The sequence below is a fragment of the Luteithermobacter gelatinilyticus genome (assembly GCF_005849285.1).
Taxonomy (GTDB): Bacteria; Pseudomonadota; Alphaproteobacteria; order Sphingomonadales; family Emcibacteraceae; genus Luteithermobacter; species Luteithermobacter gelatinilyticus.
On sequence record NZ_CP040517.1, the window covers coordinates 493,981 to 511,026 of the forward strand.

The window sequence follows — 17,046 nt, forward strand, 5'->3', positions numbered from 1 at the left end:
ATAGGCAAGGGGGAATTGAGCGGTTTACCATGTGTGGCAGATATGCATTATCGAGCGAGAGTTACCGGAAGTTTCTTGAGTTTCTGAAACTGGGTCAGTCATTTCCGCTGCCGTCCCGGTTTAATATTGCGCCATTGCAGCCGGTAGCTGTGATCCGTTTGAAGGGCGCGGACAGGGATCAGCCGATTCTTCCCGACGCGCCTTTACCGGAAAAGGAGGCGGCCCTGATGCGTTGGGGGCTGGTGCCGGGCTGGGCAAAGGAACTGAAGCAGGGCCGTCTCCTGATCAATGCCCGCCGTGAGACCATCGCTGACAAGCCGTCTTTTCGCGGTCCCTTTCGCCGCCGCCGGTGTCTGGTACCGGCGGACGGTTATTATGAATGGCGTAATACGGGAGCAACGCGCACGCCTTATTTTATTCACCTGCCGGATCGTGAGGTATTTGCCTTTGCCGGGATCTGGGACGTATGGATGGGGCCGCACGGGGAAGACTGGCTGGAAACGGTCAGTATCGTCACCCGACCGTCACACGGGATTCTGAAACAACTGCATCCCAGAATGCCGGTGGTGCTCGCGCCCGAGGATTATGATCTGTGGCTTAGGCCCTCGGATCCGCCGGACCGTGAAATTTTCGCGCGCCTGTCTCCCATAAGGGAGGAGCGACTGATGGCGTATGAGGTCAGCCGCTATGTGAATAATGTGCGTCATGAAGGGCCAGGATGTATTGCCCCCGTAGGCACTGTGGAGCGTTCCGAAAGTCAGCTGGACCTGTTTTCGGGGGGAAGGCGATGATGACGTTCCCCCCCGCTGCACCGTTACAGCGAGACGCGACAGCCGAAGCCATCCATGACACACAGGTATGACACACAGGCATGACACACAGGGATTTGAAATGACGACAGGATTAGCGCAACTGGCCGCCGGTGGCCTTTTCCACCGCGGCGATGACTTTTGCGGAAAGTTGCTCAATCTCCTCGTCTGTCAGGGTCCGGTCCCGGGGCTGCAGCCGCAGCGACAGGGCCACTGACTTTTTGCCGTCTGCCACACCAGGGCCTTCATAGACGTCAAAGACACTGATGTTTTCAATCAGTTTTTTGTCGGCGCTGGCCGCCGCGCGCATGAGCTGTGCTGCGGTCACGTCATGCCCTACGACAAAGGCAAAGTCCCGTTCCACGGCCTGGAAGTCAGACGCCTTGAGAGGACCGCGACTGGTGCCGGCTTTGGCTTTCGGCAGCGGAATGTTCTCCAGCAGTATTTCAAAACCTACCAGCGGTCCCTTGACATCCAGCTGTTTCAGGATTCTGGGATGCAGTTCCCCGAAATAGGCCAAGGCGTTTTTCGGGCCAAGCCGGATCACGCCGCTGCGACCCGGATGGTACCAGGCCGGCGCTTCCGCAACCACTTGCGCATTGTCGATTTTGGCGCCAATGGCGCGCAGAATGGCTTCCGCATCCGCCTTGGCGTCAAACACGTCCACATTTTCCGGTTTAACCGCCCAGTGACGTTCACCGGTCTGACCGCGCCGTACCCCGGCGAGCACCAGGTGCTGGCCCTGTGATGTATCGTCAGCAAACTGATGGCCGGCTTCAAACAGGGCAACATTCTTGACCCCGCGGTCCACATTGCGCCCGGCGGCTGTGATCAGATTGGGCAGCAGATTGGGGCGCATGGCATCCAGATCGGCGCTGATTGGATTTTCCAGCACCAGCTCCGGCTTGAGATCCGCAAACAGTTTTGCCTGAGAAGACGGCAGGAAAGACCAGGTCACGGCTTCCCGCAGGCCGCGGGCGGCGGCGGCGCGTTTGGCAATCCGCACACGTTTCTGTAACGGGCTTAACCCCGTAGAGATCACCCGGCCCGGTTTGGGCAGCGGAGTGGAGGGGATGTGCTCAAAACCATGAATACGCAGAACTTCCTCCACCAGATCGGCTTCGCCGTCAATATCGGCACGCCAGGACGGGGTAACAACCTCCAGGGTCTGTCCTTTATCCGTCACCTGAAACCCGAGACGGGACAGAATGGCTTTTACCTCGTCAGGAGACACGTCCACACCGCCCAGATCCCGAACCCGTTCAGGACGCAAATTGACGGTTTTGGTGAGATCGGGGACATCCCCCGCCAGATAAACGTCGCTGGCTTCGCCACCGCAGAGCTCCAGAATCATGCGGGTGGCCTGCTCGATGCCGCTCAGCACGGTTTCGGGATCCACCCCCCGTTCGAAACGGTAACGGGCGTCGCTTTCAATGCCCAGCCTGCGGCCGGTCATCGCCGTGATGACCGGATCAAACCAGGCGCATTCCAAAAATACATTGACTGTGTCGGTATCGCAGCCGGTGCTCATCCCACCGATAATGCCGCCAAGGCCGATGACGCCGTTGTCATCGGTAATCACACAGGCCCCTTCGTCCAGCGTATAACTGGCGTCGTCAAGGGCTTCCAGGGTTTCTCCAGCCTGTGACAGGCGCACCCGGATGTCCCCTTTGAGGCGGTCCGCGTCATAAACATGCAACGGCCGGGCCCTGTCATAGGTCAGGTAATTGGTAATATCCACCAGGGCGGAAATGGGCCTGAGGCCGATGGCTTTCAGGCGCTGCTGCAGCCAGTCGGGGCTGGGGCCATTTTTTACCCCCCGGATATAACGTCCGGCGAACACCGGGCAGGCTTCCGGCGCGCCCAGATGAACCTTGATCGGGCTTTCCCCGCTGGCAGGAACGGGCGCAGGCTGCGGTATTTTCAAGGTGCCAAGACCGGCCGCCGCCAGGTCCCGGGCAATGCCGTAAACCCCCAGCGCATCCTGACGGTTGGGGGTGATGGCGATTTCAATCACCGGATCGTCCAGACCGGCATAGGCTGCGAAACTTTGCCCCACGGGGGCATCGGCCGGCAGGTCAATAATGCCGTCATGGTCGTCACCCAGGCCCAGTTCCCGTTCTGAGCACATCATGCCATTGCTTTCCACACCGCGGATTTTGGTGGGACGCAGTTTCAAGCCGCTGGTGGGAATGGTGGCACCGGAAGGCGCAAAGGCGCCTTTGAGCCCTGTGCGGGCGTTGGGCGCGCCACAGACCACCTGCAGCACTTCGCGGCCCGTATTAACCTTACAGACCTGCAGTTTGTCCGCGTCCGGATGGGGCGCCGCCTCAACAATTTCAGCGATCACAAAAGGGGCCAGGGTTTCGGCGGGATTGGTGACTTCCTCGATTTCCAGGCCAATGGCGGTGAGTTTCCCGGTAATGGTTTCCAGGTCCGCATCGGTTTCGAGATAATCCTTAAGCCAGGAGAGTGTGAATTTCATCGGTCTTATCCTTCCCCTTATTTGACACCCTGGGTGCTGAGAGATGGCAGGTCCAGCGCCGTAAACCCGTAATGTTTCAGCCAGCGCAGGTCGGCGGCAAAGAAGTCACGCAGATCCGGAATACCCCATTTCAGCATGGCAATCCGGTCCAGCCCCATCCCGAAGGCAAAACCCTGATAATCATTCGGGTCGAGGCCGACATTTTCCATAACCCGCGGATGAACCATGCCGCAGCCCATGATTTCGAGCCAATCGTTGCCTTCACCAATGGCAATTTCATCGCCTTTGAATGCGCAGCCGATATCCACTTCGGCACTAGGTTCCGTGAAGGGAAAATAACTGGGCCGGAAACGGATCTTGATGTCGCCCACCTCAAAAAAACGGCGGGCGAATTCCTCGATACACCATTTCAGGTGCCCCATGTGAATGTTCCGGTCAATCAGCAGGGCTTCGACCTGGTGAAACATGGGGGTGTGGGTGGCGTCCGAGTCACAACGATAGGTCCGCCCAGGCGCGATGATGCGAAACGGTGGTTCCCCCGCCATCATGGTGCGGATTTGCACCGGCGAGGTATGGGTGCGCAACACCTTGCGTTTGCCATTGGCATCTTCGGGCAGGTAAAATGTATCGTGCATCTGCCGGGCAGGGTGTTCTTCGGGAATGTTCAGTGCCGTGAAGTTATAGAAATCTTCCTCAATGTCCGGCCCTTCGGCTACGCTGAACCCCATCTCGGTGAAAATTTCCGTAACTTCGTCAATCACTTGGGTAATCGGGTGAATGCCGCCTTCGGGTTGGGGGGCGGTGGGCAGGGTAATGTCCACTTTTTCGGACTGAAGCCTTTCGTTCAGCAGGGCGTTTTCAAGCGCTTCGCGACGGGCGGCGATGGCTGCATTGAGGGTGGTTTTAAGGGTGTTGAGACGGGGGCCGAGTTCTTTTTTTTCCTCCGGCGTCATTTGTCCCAGTTCCCGCATCATCAGGCTGACGCGGCCTTTTTTGCCCAATGTGGCGACCCGGATTTCTTCCAGCGCCGCCAGGTCGCCGGCCCCTTGGATCCGATCAAGAAGTTCCGTTTGCAGTGTCTGGAGGTCTTCCATTATTACACCCGTTTTGTTTCTGTTATCCCTGCGTCTATATAAAAAGGGACCTGCCGCCAGCAATGGCACAGGCCCCTTCAAACTTGAAAGCAACCGGTAGGTTAAGCCGCAGCCAAAGCAGATTGCGCTTGCTCAGCCAGGGCTTTGAAGGCTTCCGGTTCACGAACGGCCAGATCGGCCAGAACTTTGCGATCAAGTTCGATGCCTGCTTTTTTCAGGCCGTTCATAAATCGAGAATAAGTCATGTCGTGCAGACGGGCGGCCGCGTTGATGCGTTGAATCCACAGTGCGCGGAACTGCCGTTTACGCACGCGCCGGTCACGGTAGGCGTACTGACCTGCTTTTTCCACGGCCTGTCTGGCGACGCGGATCGTATTTTTGCGGCGGCCAGAATATCCTTTGGCGGCCTTGATGACTTTTTTGTGCCGGGCGCGAGATGTGACGCCTCTTTTTACATGTGCCATGATGCGTCTCCTTAACCGTAGGGCAGGAATTTCTTAACGATCCGGGCGTCCTGGTCACTGAGCAGGGTAGTGCCCCGATTGTTGCGGATCTGTTTGTTGGTACGTTTGATCATGCCGTGGCGTTTGCCGGCCTGACCTGCGCGTACCTTACCCTTGGCGGTAAGGCTGAAGCGCTTTTTTGCGCCACTTTTTGTTTTCAGTTTGGGCATTTCAGCTTCCTTTAAAATTAAACGGTAATCTCGCATTGATGTGCGAAAGCTTTCCGGATGGCGAGGCATGCCCTTGTGAGAGCCAGACCATCCTCTGGAAGCAAGGCTTATAGCCTCCTTTGTCGGCAAATGCAAGAGGATTTCCGGCCTGTAGAACCAGCCTGTCGAACCGGGGTATGGAGGGGCCGGGGTATGGAGGGGCTGGGAAGCTTCGGAACGGAAAACATATTCCTATCATATTCTCTGGTATAGATTGTTTCAGACTAAAAACATGGGTGGCATAAAAATGCCGACCGCCTTATGCTGACCCCCACAGGTGGTCCCGGGGGCCGGAGGAAAACCTAAAAAAATGAGGAAAACCTGAAAGAAATAAGGTTCTGAAAAGGCAGACAAAAACAACAAGAAGAAGGATGACATGACGATTTTTTTACACTTCTATCCGCGACGTGTTGCGCAGGCCGTGCCGCAGATTTTCCTGCTTTTGTTCCTGATCTTTACGACAGCCGCCACGGCGGAACAAGCGGTGCCACAGCAGGCAAGCCCGGCCCTGTGGAAGCTGGCACGGGAAAACGGGAACGGGCATGTTTATCTGTTCGGATCTTTTCATGTGCTGCCGCGGGAACTGCGCTGGTTCACCGGGGAGGTGCGCAAGGCATTTGAAGAGGTGGACGAACTGGTGTTTGAAACCAGTATGACAACCGAGGCGCAATCGGAAACGGCGCTGCTGGTTATGTCGCGCTCAATGTTGCCGGCGGGATACAGTCTGAAGGGGCTTTTGGAGGAAGAAGATTATGCCAGAGCGGTCCAGCATGCAGCAGCCCTGGGGCTTGAAGAACGACAGGTGTCCCGGCTGCAGCCCTGGTATCTGGCGCTGACCCTGTCGGTACAGTCAATCATGTCCTATGGCCTGGACCCCAACAGTGGTGTGGAAAAAATCATGCAGGCCTTGGCGGAGGCGCGGGGGCTGACCATCTCCGGTCTGGAAACCCCTCAAGAGCAGATTATGGCGTTGTCCGATCATCCGCTGGAGGTGCAGACGGCCATGCTGGTTGACACGCTGGACAAACTGTCCGACTTCGAAACTTATATTTCTGCCTATATTGAGGCTTGGGCCTCGGGTAAGGACGAAGTGATTGCGGCCAGAATGATTGAGGATATGAAAAAATATCCCCAGATGTATCAGGCGGTTCTGGTGCAGCGTAATAAGAATTGGATCCCGAAGCTAACCTATCTCATCAATTCCGGGAAATCGGTAATGGTGGTGGTGGGGGCTGCTCATCTGGTGGGGCAGGACGGACTGATCCGTATGCTTGAGGAAAAAGGGTATCATTTCGAGAAAGTGCAATAGGAAACCGTTCTCTCCCGTGGGGTGTTACCTCATAAATGATAGATGGTGGTGCTTTCACACTCTCTTTAAGTTACTTAAGTTACGTTGCGCAATGGCGAAGAAGAAAGAGGCGTCATTGCGCCCCCGTAGGAGGCGGCGATCCACGGGAGCATGGATGGCTGCCCCATCCACTCTATTCCCCCATTTTCTGCGTTCTCAGATTTTTTTCGATTTTCTGCCGCAGCCGCCGCACCGCATTGGGAGAGGCGGTATTGCGGGCGAAAATCATATAGGCCACCGGTACGATAAACAGGGTAAAGAAGGTGGCGAGCAAGACGCCGCTGATTACCACCACCCCGATGACAAATCGGGTTTCCGCGCCCGCGCCACTGCCCAGCACCAGGGCCACAGACCCCATTATGGTGGTGATGGAGGTCATGATGATCGGACGGAGGCGCTTGCGGGAGGCTTCCAGCAGCGCTTCCATGAACTCGACGCCGCGGTCACGCAACTGGTTGGCAAATTCCACGATCAGAATGCCGTTCTTGGCCGCAAGTCCCACCAGCATGATGATGCCGATCTGGCTGTAGATGTTCAAAGACTGGCCTGTGAGATACAGTCCGATAAAGGCGCCGGTCATGGCAAACGGTACGGTGAGCAGGATGATGAACGGATGGCGGAAGCTTTCAAACTGGGCCGCCAGCACCAGGAACACCACAATGATCGCCATGCCGAAGACAACATAGATGGAGCGGCCGGCTTCCATGAAGTCCCGGCTTTCTCCCTTATAGTCAATCCGGGCCGTGGCGGGCAGATGGGTGCGGGCGGTTTCTTCCAGATGCTCAAGAACCTCCCCCAGTGTATAACCGGGCGCCAGGCTCGCGGAAAGAGTGATGGAGCGCAGCCGGTTAAAACGTTTGAGGTCCGAGGCACTGCCCACTTCATGCAGGCTCACCAGGTTGGAAATGGGAATCAGTTCCCCGGTGCGGTCCGAGCGCACATAGATGTTGGACATGTCGTTGGGGGTTTGGGTGTCGCCTTTGCGGCCTTCGAGGATGACGGGGTATTCCTCGCCGCTGGAGACAAAGGTGGTGACCTCGCGTGACCCCATCATGGTTTCCAACGCCCGTCCGATGGTCACCACGGAAACGCCCAGATCGGCAGCCCGGTCGCGGTTGATGTCCACCATGATCTGGGGTTTGGTTTCCTTATAATCACTGTCGAGACCCACGAGGCCCGGGTAACCGGCCAGTTCGTTCAGCATAATGTCCCGCCAATGGGCCAGTTCCTTATAGTCGGTGCCCTGAAGCACAAACTGTACCGGCTGTCCGGATCCCCCGCGCAGGCCGGTGGGCATGCTGGGGAAAATCCTGAGATCCACATGTTTGGCCAATTTGCGGCGCAATTCGTCGCGAATTTCCTGAGCCGAACGGTCCCGTTGGTCCCATTCCACAAGGCGGAAAATGCTGATGCCTGAATTCATGCCCCGGCTGCCCCAGCCGGGCACCCGCACAATGACGTTGAAGGCTTCGCCAGTTTTCAAATATTCCAGCAGGTCTTTTTCCACGGCGAACATCTTTTTGTGCATGGTTTCATAACTGCTGCCTTCCGGACCTTTGGCAATAATATAGATCACGCCCTGGTCCTCCAGCGGCATGAATTCTGCGGGCAATTCCCGGTAAATGCTCACCGCCAATACGATCACCCCGGCCATGGTTACCAAGACAATCCAGTAATGTTTCAGAAGCCAGTGGAGAGTGCGTTTATAGCCCTGTTCCAGCTTCTTGAAGCCGGCATTGACCCCGGCATGGAAGGCATTGTCTCGTTCTTTTTTGCGCAGGATCTTGGAACACAGCATGGGAGAAAGGGAGAGAGCGACAAGAGAGGAAAACGCCACCGCAGCCGCCATGGCCAGGGCGAATTCCGTGAACATGCGCCCGGTTTCTCCCTCGATAAAAACGATCGGGACAAAGACCGAGATCAGAACCAGGGTCGTGGCAATCACGGCGAATCCCACTTCCCGCGCCCCATGATAGGCGGCAACCAGGGGTGGTTCGCCATTTTCCACCCGCCGATAGATGTTTTCCAGGACAAGAATCGCGTCATCCACCACCAACCCGATGGACAGCACCAGTGCTAGTAGGGTCAGAAGATTGACGGAAAAGCCGGCAATATTCAGAAAGATAAATGAAGCAATAATGGACACCGGCACCGTGACGGCAGGAATCAGCATGGCCCGCACGCTGCCCAGAAACAGATAAATCACCAACACCACCAACACCATGGCAATGGCAAAGGTTTTATAAACTTCGTTGATCGCCTCCTCAATAAAGCGGGAGCCATCAAAGCTCAGTCCGATTTCGGTTCCCGCCGGCAGGGTCTGATTGATTTTCAGACGTTCGGCCTTGACCGCACGGGCGACGTCAAGAGTGTTGCCCTTGGATTGCTTGATGATGCCAAGCCCGATCATATAGTCGCCGTTGCTGTGCATCTCAGCCCGGTATTCCTCGGCCCCTAGCTCCACACGCGCCACATCGCCGATCCGGGTGAGATGACCGTCAGCGTCTTGTTTGATCACCAGCCGGGCGAAGTCTTCGGGAGTTGTGTATTCGCGGCTCATACGCACGGAAAATTCCCGTTCCAGGGATTCCAGCCGACCGGCCGGCAGTTCCACATTTTCGGTGCGCAGGGCGTTTTCAATATCGCCGGCGGTGATATTCCGGGCGGCCATTTTTTCCCGGTCCAGCCAGATGCGCATGGCATAGGTGGAAGACGAGGTGCGCACCCGCGCCACGCCGTCAATGCTGGACAGGCGATCGACGATATATCTTTGGGCATAATCGGCCAGTTTGAGGTTGTCCATGGTGGTGCTGCGCAGATTAAGCCACAGGATCGGATCGTCATTTTCATCGTCCTTGGACACTTCCGGCGGATCGGCTTCTTCCGGCAGGTTGTTCAGCACCGTTGAGACCCGCTGACGAATATCATTGGCGGCGTCGTCCAGATCGCGGTTGATGGAAAATTCGATGGTAATAGAAGACCGACCATCGGTGCTGTTGGAGGAAATGGTTTTGATGCCCTCTATGCCGCTGACGCGGTCTTCGATCAATTGCGTTACCTTGGTTTCTACGACCTCGGCTGACGCACCGGGATAATTGGTGCGGATGGAAATCACCGGCGGATTCACATCCGGATATTGTCTGAGCGGCAGGTCGATGAAGCTCATTACGCCAAAAGTGATCAGCAGAAGGCTGATGACAGTGGCAAAGACCGGACGATCAACGGAAATGTCGGAAAGGATCATGGATCAGCTCTCCTCTGTGCGGGCGACGGTTCCGTCCTCGGGGGAAAGGGGTCTGACCTCGACCCGTGTCCCATCCTGAACTTTCAGAAGGCCCTGGGTTACCACCAGTTCGCCCACTTCAAGACCAGACAGAACTTCAACGGCCCCCGGCCGGCGGCGACCAGTGACAATCTGTCGGCGGGCGGTGGTGTTGTCCTCCTGAACGACAAAGACATATTTGCGATCTTCATAAATGATCACGGCCTCTTCCGGAATCATAATGGATTTGGCCCGGTTTTTGATCAGGTCAATGGACAGCAGCATGCCCGGTCTCAGCAGCATGTCGGGATTGGGAATTTCCGCCCGTACCGTGACGGCCCGGGAGACCGGATTGACCCGGGTGTCAATGGTGGTCACCGTGCCTTCAAAAATCCGGTCATAGGCTTCAGATCGAGCCTTGATTTTCTGGCCTTGTTTCAACGCAGAAATAAAGGCTTCGGGCACGGTAAAATCCACTTTGATGACCGAAAGATCGTCAATGGTGGTAATGATGGTGCCCGGCGTGAGCAGAGCGCCCACACTGATCTGTCGAAGCCCCAGTCGGCCGTCAAAGGGGGCGATGATCTGCCGGTCTTTGAGCCGGGCGCGGGACATCTGGACCTGGGCGAGGGCTTTTTCATACAGGGTTTTCTGCGCATCCAGTCGGGCGGTGGGCAGGGTTTTGGCCTGCACCAGGCCACGGATACGTTTCAGCTCCCTTTCCTGTTCGGCGAGATTGGCTTCTGCTTCCCTGAGATCGGCCATTTCCTCATCATTGTCCAGCGTGGCCAGGACAGTGCCCTTGCGTACCACCATACCGTCGCTGAAATTGATGGCGGCCACTTTGTCGGTGGTGCTGGCGGTGAGAATGACGGACTCATTGGCCTTACAGGTGCCCAGGGCTTCTACGGTGTCGATAAATTCATCCATTTTAACCGGCGCGGCAATGACCTGCACCACCCGGGAGCCGGCAGAATTTTGTGGGCCGGTTTCCTTCGGCAGGTAAAAATAGGCGGCAAGACCGGCCGCCAGCAGCAACAGAATAAACAGAAGCCTCAAGAACATTACTGAATCCCCGATATTTGTACCCCCAGAAATTTTAGGGGTAACAACCTGTAATCAAATCGGATTTTTAATTTATATATACTTTATTGGAAGAGGCCATAACTGACCAGTCCTAATCACTATACGGCCGGTTTTCTTTTTTCCTGCGTTTTATTTTTTATTTTAGAGTGTGTTGCGAATTGGTGACCGTGTGATCACGACCTGCCGAAGTCCCCGTCCGTCGCTCCCGCCCAGGCGGGAGCCCAGAACTTGCAGACCGCATTGGCGAGGAGCTGAATTGCCGCCTTCGCGGCAATGACGCAGGAAAAGCGGCTGGCGGCGTTGGCAGAACGTCATCGCGAACCCCGGTAGGGGGGCTGGCGACCCATAATTCGTAAACATGGATTGCTTCATTACCGGCGCGTCTCGCAATGACGAAAAACAAGAAAACCCGCCGCGCATGTGCGTCCGGCGGGTTCTGCTTGTAGTCACGTCGGCATGTCCTGAATTACACATGTCAGCGGACTATCCTGTACGGCCTATGGGCGTACAATCGCCCTAACTATACACCAGAAATTCCGCTGATTCAAAAGACCAGATTTTACAGGATGTTGTAAAATGCTCTTTTAATCCGTCACCTTCGACTCGGTCTGGAGATCCGTCAGGGGAATGGCCGGCAGAGTGACGATTTTGAGCAAAATGGCAAACATGACCGGTACGGCGACATAGGCCGCGTAGACAAACACCATGGGGGTCCAGATGAGGGCCAAAAGCCCCAGGGCCAGAATGGCATTCAGAAAAACCAAAACGGGGGTATTGATTTCTTTCATAAGATGCTCCGGCAACTGAGTATTGTAAATATGTTAAAGGCAGGCCCTGTTTAGACCTGCCTTTGCTGCATTGCAATAGAAAAATATTTTTATTTGGGGGCCATGATCATGATCATCTGGCGGCCTTCCAGTTTGGGATGCTGTTCAATTTTGACTCTGTCCTCAAAATCCGCCTGGACCCGTTGGAGAACTTCCATGCCGAGTTCCTGATGGGCCATTTCCCGGCCCCGGAAGCGCAGGGTCACCTTAACCTTGTCGCCGGAATTCAGGAATTTTTCAATGGAGCGCATCTTCACGTCATAATCGTGTTTTTCGATGCCCGGGCGCATCTTGATTTCCTTGACGTCGATGGTTTTTTGTTTTTTGCGGGCAAGGCTGGCTTTTTTCTGGGCTTCGTATTTAAACTTGCCGTAGTCTAGGATCTTGCACACGGGCGGAGAGGCGTTGGGAGAAACTTCCACAAGATCCAGCCCTGCTTCGGCGGCCAGATCCAGGGCTTCTTCAATACTGACAACATCCCTGTTGTTGCCTTCGGCATCAATCAGGCGGACCTGTTTTTCGGTTATTTGTTCATTCACCCGCGGCCCCTTCTGGGCCTGGGGGGGTGTCATGGGTCTTCTAGCTATAGTTTCCTCCTGTGACGTCCTGCCACTGGTTGTTAATAATAAAATGTCCTTGGGCAGCGTGCCGAGGGGGGGTTCATGAAAAACCGGCAGAGGTTTAAGGCCACAGTCTTCATGAGCCCGGTGCGGCAGCTTCCTGTACAAGTTTATGGATTGCTTCGTTTAAATCAAGGGTTTCCTGTTCTTTTGAGCCCAAACGACGGATGGTCACGGTGTTTTTTTCCGCTTCCCGGGCGCCGGCCACGAAAATGGCGGGGACTTTCGCATGGGAATGTTCCCGAACCTTGTAATTGATTTTTTCGTTGCGCAGGTCCATTTCCGCGCGCAAGCCCGCGGCAAGAAGCTGCTCATATACACTTCGCACATAGTCGTCCTGATCAGAGGTAATTCCGGTGACCACCACCTGGACCGGGGCGAGCCAAAGCGGGAACCGTCCGGCATAATGTTCGATCAGAATGCCGATAAACCGTTCAAAAGATCCCAGAATCGCCCGGTGCAGCATAACGGGGCGGTGTTTGTCATTGTCAGAACCGATATAGGAGGCGTCCAGTCGCTCCGGCAGCACGAAATCCACCTGGAACGTGCCGCATTGCCAATCCCGGCCAATGGTATCGGTGAGCACGAATTCCAGTTTCGGACCGTAAAAGGCACCTTCGCCGGGGTTGAGCGTATAGTCCAGACCGGCGGCGTTCACAGCGTCTTTCAGGGCTTGTTCTGCCTTGTCCCAGATTTCGTCCGATCCGGCCCGCAGTTCCGGCCGGTCGGAAAACTTCACCCGCACGTTTTGAAAACCAAAATCCTCATAGACCTCAAGCAACATCCGGCAAAAGGCGATGGTCTCGCTGGTGATCTGGTCTTCGCGACAGAAGATATGGGCGTCATCCTGTGTGAAACTGCGTACCCGCATCAACCCGTGCAACGCCCCCGAAGGTTCATAACGGTGGCAGCATCCGAACTCCGCAAGCCTGAGCGGCAGGTCCCGGTAACTGACCAATCTCTGGTTGAACACCTGTACGTGACAGGGGCAGTTCATGGGTTTCAGGGCAAACACCCGCTCCTCGGAATCTGAGGTATACATATGTTCGCGGAACTTGTCCCAGTGGCCGGACATTTCCCACAGCTTGCGGTCTACCAGTTGTGGCGTCCTGATTTCCTTGTAGCCGTGCTGGATCTGTTTGCGGCGGATATAAGCTTCCACCTGTTGATAGATGGTCCAGCCCTTGGGATGCCAGAACGGCATGCCGGCTGCCTCTTCCTGGAAATGGAACAAATTCATTTCGCGGCCCAGACGGCGGTGGTCGCGTTTTTCTGCTTCTTCCAGGCGGGCAAGATAAGCTTTCAGTTCCTTTTTGTCGCGCCAGGCGGTGCCGTAAATCCGTTGCAGCATTTCATTGCGGCTGTCACCGCGCCAATAGGCTCCGGCCACCTTCATGAGTTTGAAGGCGTCGCCAAGTTTTTTGGTGCTGGGCAGATGTGGCCCGCGGCAAAGATCAATAAAATCACCTTGACGATACAGGGTGATGGCCTCTCCCGGCGGAATGTCGGCAATGATTTCCGCCTTGTACTCCTCGCCCATGTTGCGGAAGAAGTCGATCGCCTCGTCCCGGTCCCAGACTTCACGGATAATTTCCTCGTCCCGTTCGACAATTTCTCTCATACGGGCTTCGATTTTCTCCAGATCTTCCGGCGTAAATGGCTCCTTGCGGGCGAAATCATAATAAAAACCGTTTTCAATGGCCGGGCCAATGGTCACTTGAGTGTCAGGATAAAGTTCCTTGACCGCCTCGGCCAGTACATGGGCGGCGTCATGGCGCAAAAGTTCCAGGGCTTCCTCATCCTTGCGGGTGATGATCGACACCTCGGCGTCTTCGGTGATCTCACGGCTCAGGTCCCATTGTTCACCATTGACCATAATCGCCAGCGCCGCCTTGGCCAGACCCGGCCCGATATCTTCGGCCAGAGTAAGCCCTGTGACCGCACCAGGATAGGTCCGGATGCTGCCATCCGGCAGAGTCAGGGAAACTTGATCAGTCTTCATGTTCTGGCCAGTCATCGTCACGGTCTTCTTGTGTTGCGGTTTTTTAACGGTTAAAAGTTCTTCCGGAACTTATCCGGTTTCCCGCTCAAGTCAAGCCGCCATCACGTTTGCGCCGGGAAAAAACGGTTTTCATCCGTGGTCCGGAGGGATAGTGTCAGAAGAAAATAGTCCTGAAACAAACCAAAGGGAAAAACTTACGTCATGACGCAGACAGCTCAACCTGACTTTCTTGTTTTGCCGGACGGACGCCAAATTGCCTATCACAAAACCGAGGGCACTGGGCCGACAGTGGTCTTTTTGGGCGGATTCATGTCGGATATGGAAGGCAGCAAGGCTTTGGCGCTGGAAGATTTTTGCCGCCAGAGAGGCCAGGCTTATGTGAGATTCGATTATTCAGGACATGGCAAATCCTCCGGCCGGTTCGAGGAGGGTACCATTGGCCGCTGGAAGGAAGACGCCTTGGCCGTGGTGAAACAGGTGACCCAGGGGCCGCTGATCCTGGTGGGGTCCAGCATGGGGGGCTGGATCGGCCTTCTTGTGGCGCTGGAGATAACAGAACGCGTTCTGGGATTCGTTGGCATTGCTGCCGCGCCCGACTTTACACGGGAACTCATGTGGGATCTTTATGATGAGGGGATTCGGGCAACGCTGCAAAGGGACGGTGTGTATTATGAACCCAGCGAGTACAGCGAGGAGCCTTATCCCATCACCATGAATCTGATTCAGGAAGGAGATCATCACCTGTTGTTCGGGCGTGGGGGGATTGAACTTAATTGCCCCGTGCGTCTGCTGCATGGGCTGGAAGACAGGGATGTGCCGCCTCACTGGTCCCAGCGGATTTGTGACAATCTTGTCAGCGACGATGTGACCATCACCTATGTCAAAAAGGGGGATCACCGGTTGTCGACGGAAGATGACCTGCGCCGGCTGTGTCAGGCGGTCGCGGACCTGAGCGAACGCGCTGGAATGTCTCGCGGATAAGGGCACGGGAGATAGGAGGTCAGGCCCGGACCTGATCGACAAGTGCCTTGTAGCCTTCCCGATAGCTTGGATATTTGAGCGTCACGCCCAGTTCCTTATGGAGTCGGGTATTGTCCACTTTTTTATTTTCCCCGTAAAAACTTTTCATCAGTGGCGACAGGGGGGCGCTGTCGAAATCCACACCTTCCAGGCGGGGGCGATCCATCAGGTCGCAGATATAATCAATGACCTCGGGCGAGGACGAGGGGACGTCATCCACGACATTGTAACTACGCCCGGGATGCGGGCGGGCAAAGGACGCCTGCAGTGTCTGCACGATGTCGTCCACATGGATGCGGGAAAAGACCTGTCCCGGTTTAATGATTTTCTGGAGCCGGCCGGTCAAAAGGCTGTGCAACTGTCCCCGGCCAGGGCCATATATGCTGCCGAGCCGGAAAATATGCAGCGGCAGCCCATGATCCTGATACAGTCGCCGCCAGCTTTGCTCCGCTGCGTATCTGAGCCGTCCGCGCGCGCTGGTGGGGGCTTCGGGGGTGTCGTCATAAACCCATTCCCCCTGCCGGTCGCCATAAACGGCAGTTGTGGACAGATATCCCACCCAATGTAGGTGATTCAGGCGGGCTAGGTCCTGTTCATGGCAGGCGAGAACCGGATCCCCCCGTTCCGATGCCGGAGGAATGGAAACCAGCAGATGAGTGCATTCCGCCAGCCTGTCCCAAAGAGGCTCAAGGGGGGTCTGTCCGTCAAACACATGCGCCTCAATATTCAAAAGGCGCATGTCCTGGCATTTCTCAGCACTGCGGCAGGTGCCGGCAAACTGCCAGCCGCCTTGTTTATGGAGATCCGCTATCAGGGCCCGGGCAGTATAACCCAGGCCAAAACAAAACAGTTTTTTCATCTTCCTGTCCAGAGCCGGCTCATCCGGCCTATCGGGTTGGCAGGTGATTGGCGCTTAAAATCACCGTTGCATGCAGTTGAATCTTGCGGGAGACCGCCATGTCCGAAGGGCCGCTGTCCCGGCTGATGGCATAGGCTTTGGGGGCGGCTTCCTGCAACGCCATATCCCGGCGCCCATACTGCAGGGCGGACGGGGAGAAATCAATGCGGCTCACCCGATATTTCCGGTCCTTGAACAGCGCATTCAGCGTGGCGAGTTCGGCTTTGGCCATATCATAGATTTTTTTGCGCAATGTCGCATAAAGCGCCTGTTCCTCCTCTTCCGTGGGGGAATAGGTCATATGACGTAAGGTGATCTCAAAGCCGGGCTTGTTGCTTTCCCTGATTTTGTTTCTCAGGCCGTCCAGCGCCTTGTCCTGGACGCGGGTTTCCGCGCTGATATTCCATTGTTCAAGACCGGCGGCTCCGGGTTTGCGGGTGAAGGACGTGATTTTCCAGTCCGCTTCTGGGGCAATCTGGCGCAGCCGATTTTCCACCTGGGTGCGGATGGACTGACTGTCTTTTTCGTTAAAGGCGGCGGTGATGTGGATGAAAAGCCGCACGGATTTCGATGTCAGCCAGTCTTCGGTCTTCAGTTCCAAGGTAATATCATCCTGATAGACGGGTTCCTGGGTGAGCACGGTTTGTCCTGCGGGCGACTGGGCCAGCACGGGCTGGGTCGGAAGCGCCAGAACCACGGCCAGTCCCAGGCCACCAAACAAAAGCGGTGCCGCCAGAAAGGATGCTGAAGATTTTTTAACCATAATGTTTCCCTTTTTATTTATGGGGTAAATATTATTTATGGGACAGGCTTGAACTCGCCCCATTTGCCTGTCATTTTGACCTATCATTTTGGCTTACAAGGTGAAGTATACCTTGTCCGG

At 55.7% G+C, this 17,046-nt stretch carries 14 protein-coding genes; 3 read left to right on the plus strand and 11 right to left on the minus strand.

Going from position 1 to position 17,046, the window contains the following annotated elements; all coding sequences use genetic code 11:
- Positions 1-29 precede the first annotated feature (29 nt).
- Positions 30-791 (plus strand): SOS response-associated peptidase, encoded by a 762-nt coding sequence (locus tag FE788_RS02225; protein ID WP_138379101.1) that lies wholly within the window; start codon positions 30-32, stop codon positions 789-791.
- A gap of 112 nt (positions 792-903) precedes the next feature.
- Here FE788_RS02225 and pheT read toward each other — a convergent pair whose 3' ends face one another.
- The 4 genes from pheT to rpmI all read right to left on the minus strand — a co-directional run bounded on the left by pheT (position 904) and on the right by rpmI (position 5,061).
- A complete protein-coding gene (gene pheT, locus FE788_RS02230; RefSeq protein ID WP_138379102.1) occupies positions 904-3,294 on the minus strand; it encodes a phenylalanine--tRNA ligase subunit beta in 2,391 nt (796 codons plus the stop codon).
- A 17-nt stretch (positions 3,295-3,311) separates the two neighbouring features.
- Positions 3,312-4,388, minus strand: coding sequence for a phenylalanine--tRNA ligase subunit alpha (gene pheS / locus FE788_RS02235; protein ID WP_138379103.1), 1,077 nt, complete (start codon positions 4,386-4,388; stop codon positions 3,312-3,314).
- 101 nt (positions 4,389-4,489) lie between these two features.
- Positions 4,490-4,852, minus strand: coding sequence for a 50S ribosomal protein L20 (gene rplT, locus FE788_RS02240; protein ID WP_138379104.1), 363 nt, complete (start codon positions 4,850-4,852; stop codon positions 4,490-4,492).
- Between the two features lie 11 nt (positions 4,853-4,863).
- Positions 4,864-5,061 carry a 50S ribosomal protein L35 gene (rpmI, locus tag FE788_RS02245; protein ID WP_138379105.1) on the minus strand — a complete coding sequence of 66 codons (198 nt, stop codon included), beginning with the start codon at positions 5,059-5,061 and terminating at the stop codon, positions 4,864-4,866.
- A 415-nt stretch (positions 5,062-5,476) separates the two neighbouring features.
- On the opposite strand from rpmI, the gene FE788_RS02250 reads away from it, so the two are divergent.
- Entirely contained in the window at positions 5,477-6,409 is a 933-nt protein-coding gene (locus FE788_RS02250; protein ID WP_138379106.1) for a TraB/GumN family protein, read from the plus strand.
- 172 nt (positions 6,410-6,581) lie between these two features.
- Here FE788_RS02250 and FE788_RS02255 read toward each other — a convergent pair whose 3' ends face one another.
- The 5 genes from FE788_RS02255 to thrS form a co-directional block, all read right to left on the minus strand.
- Positions 6,582-9,692 (minus strand): efflux RND transporter permease subunit, encoded by a 3,111-nt coding sequence (locus FE788_RS02255; protein ID WP_138379107.1) that lies wholly within the window; start codon positions 9,690-9,692, stop codon positions 6,582-6,584.
- A 3-nt stretch (positions 9,693-9,695) separates the two neighbouring features.
- A complete protein-coding gene (locus tag FE788_RS02260) occupies positions 9,696-10,775 on the minus strand; it encodes an efflux RND transporter periplasmic adaptor subunit (RefSeq protein WP_138379108.1) in 1,080 nt (359 codons plus the stop codon).
- A 605-nt stretch (positions 10,776-11,380) separates the two neighbouring features.
- Positions 11,381-11,584: a hypothetical protein gene (locus tag FE788_RS02265; protein WP_138379109.1), complete on the minus strand. Its 204-nt coding sequence runs from the start codon at positions 11,582-11,584 to the stop codon at positions 11,381-11,383.
- A gap of 89 nt (positions 11,585-11,673) precedes the next feature.
- Positions 11,674-12,195, minus strand: coding sequence for a translation initiation factor IF-3 (infC, locus tag FE788_RS02270; RefSeq protein ID WP_168190227.1), 522 nt, complete (start codon positions 12,193-12,195; stop codon positions 11,674-11,676).
- A 124-nt stretch (positions 12,196-12,319) separates the two neighbouring features.
- Positions 12,320-14,245, minus strand: coding sequence for a threonine--tRNA ligase (gene thrS, locus FE788_RS02275; RefSeq protein ID WP_138379110.1), 1,926 nt, complete (start codon positions 14,243-14,245; stop codon positions 12,320-12,322).
- Positions 14,246-14,446: 201 nt separating this feature from the next.
- On the opposite strand from thrS, the gene FE788_RS02280 reads away from it, so the two are divergent.
- Entirely contained in the window at positions 14,447-15,226 is a 780-nt protein-coding gene (locus tag FE788_RS02280) for an alpha/beta hydrolase (protein WP_138379111.1), read from the plus strand.
- 19 nt (positions 15,227-15,245) lie between these two features.
- Here the strand turns inward: FE788_RS02280 and FE788_RS02285 are convergent, their stop codons facing one another.
- Entirely contained in the window at positions 15,246-16,124 is an 879-nt protein-coding gene (locus tag FE788_RS02285) for an SDR family oxidoreductase (protein ID WP_138379112.1), read from the minus strand.
- A 28-nt stretch (positions 16,125-16,152) separates the two neighbouring features.
- Positions 16,153-16,926 carry a hypothetical protein gene (locus tag FE788_RS02290; RefSeq protein ID WP_138379113.1) on the minus strand — a complete coding sequence of 258 codons (774 nt, stop codon included), beginning with the start codon at positions 16,924-16,926 and terminating at the stop codon, positions 16,153-16,155.
- Positions 16,927-17,046 lie beyond the last annotated feature (120 nt).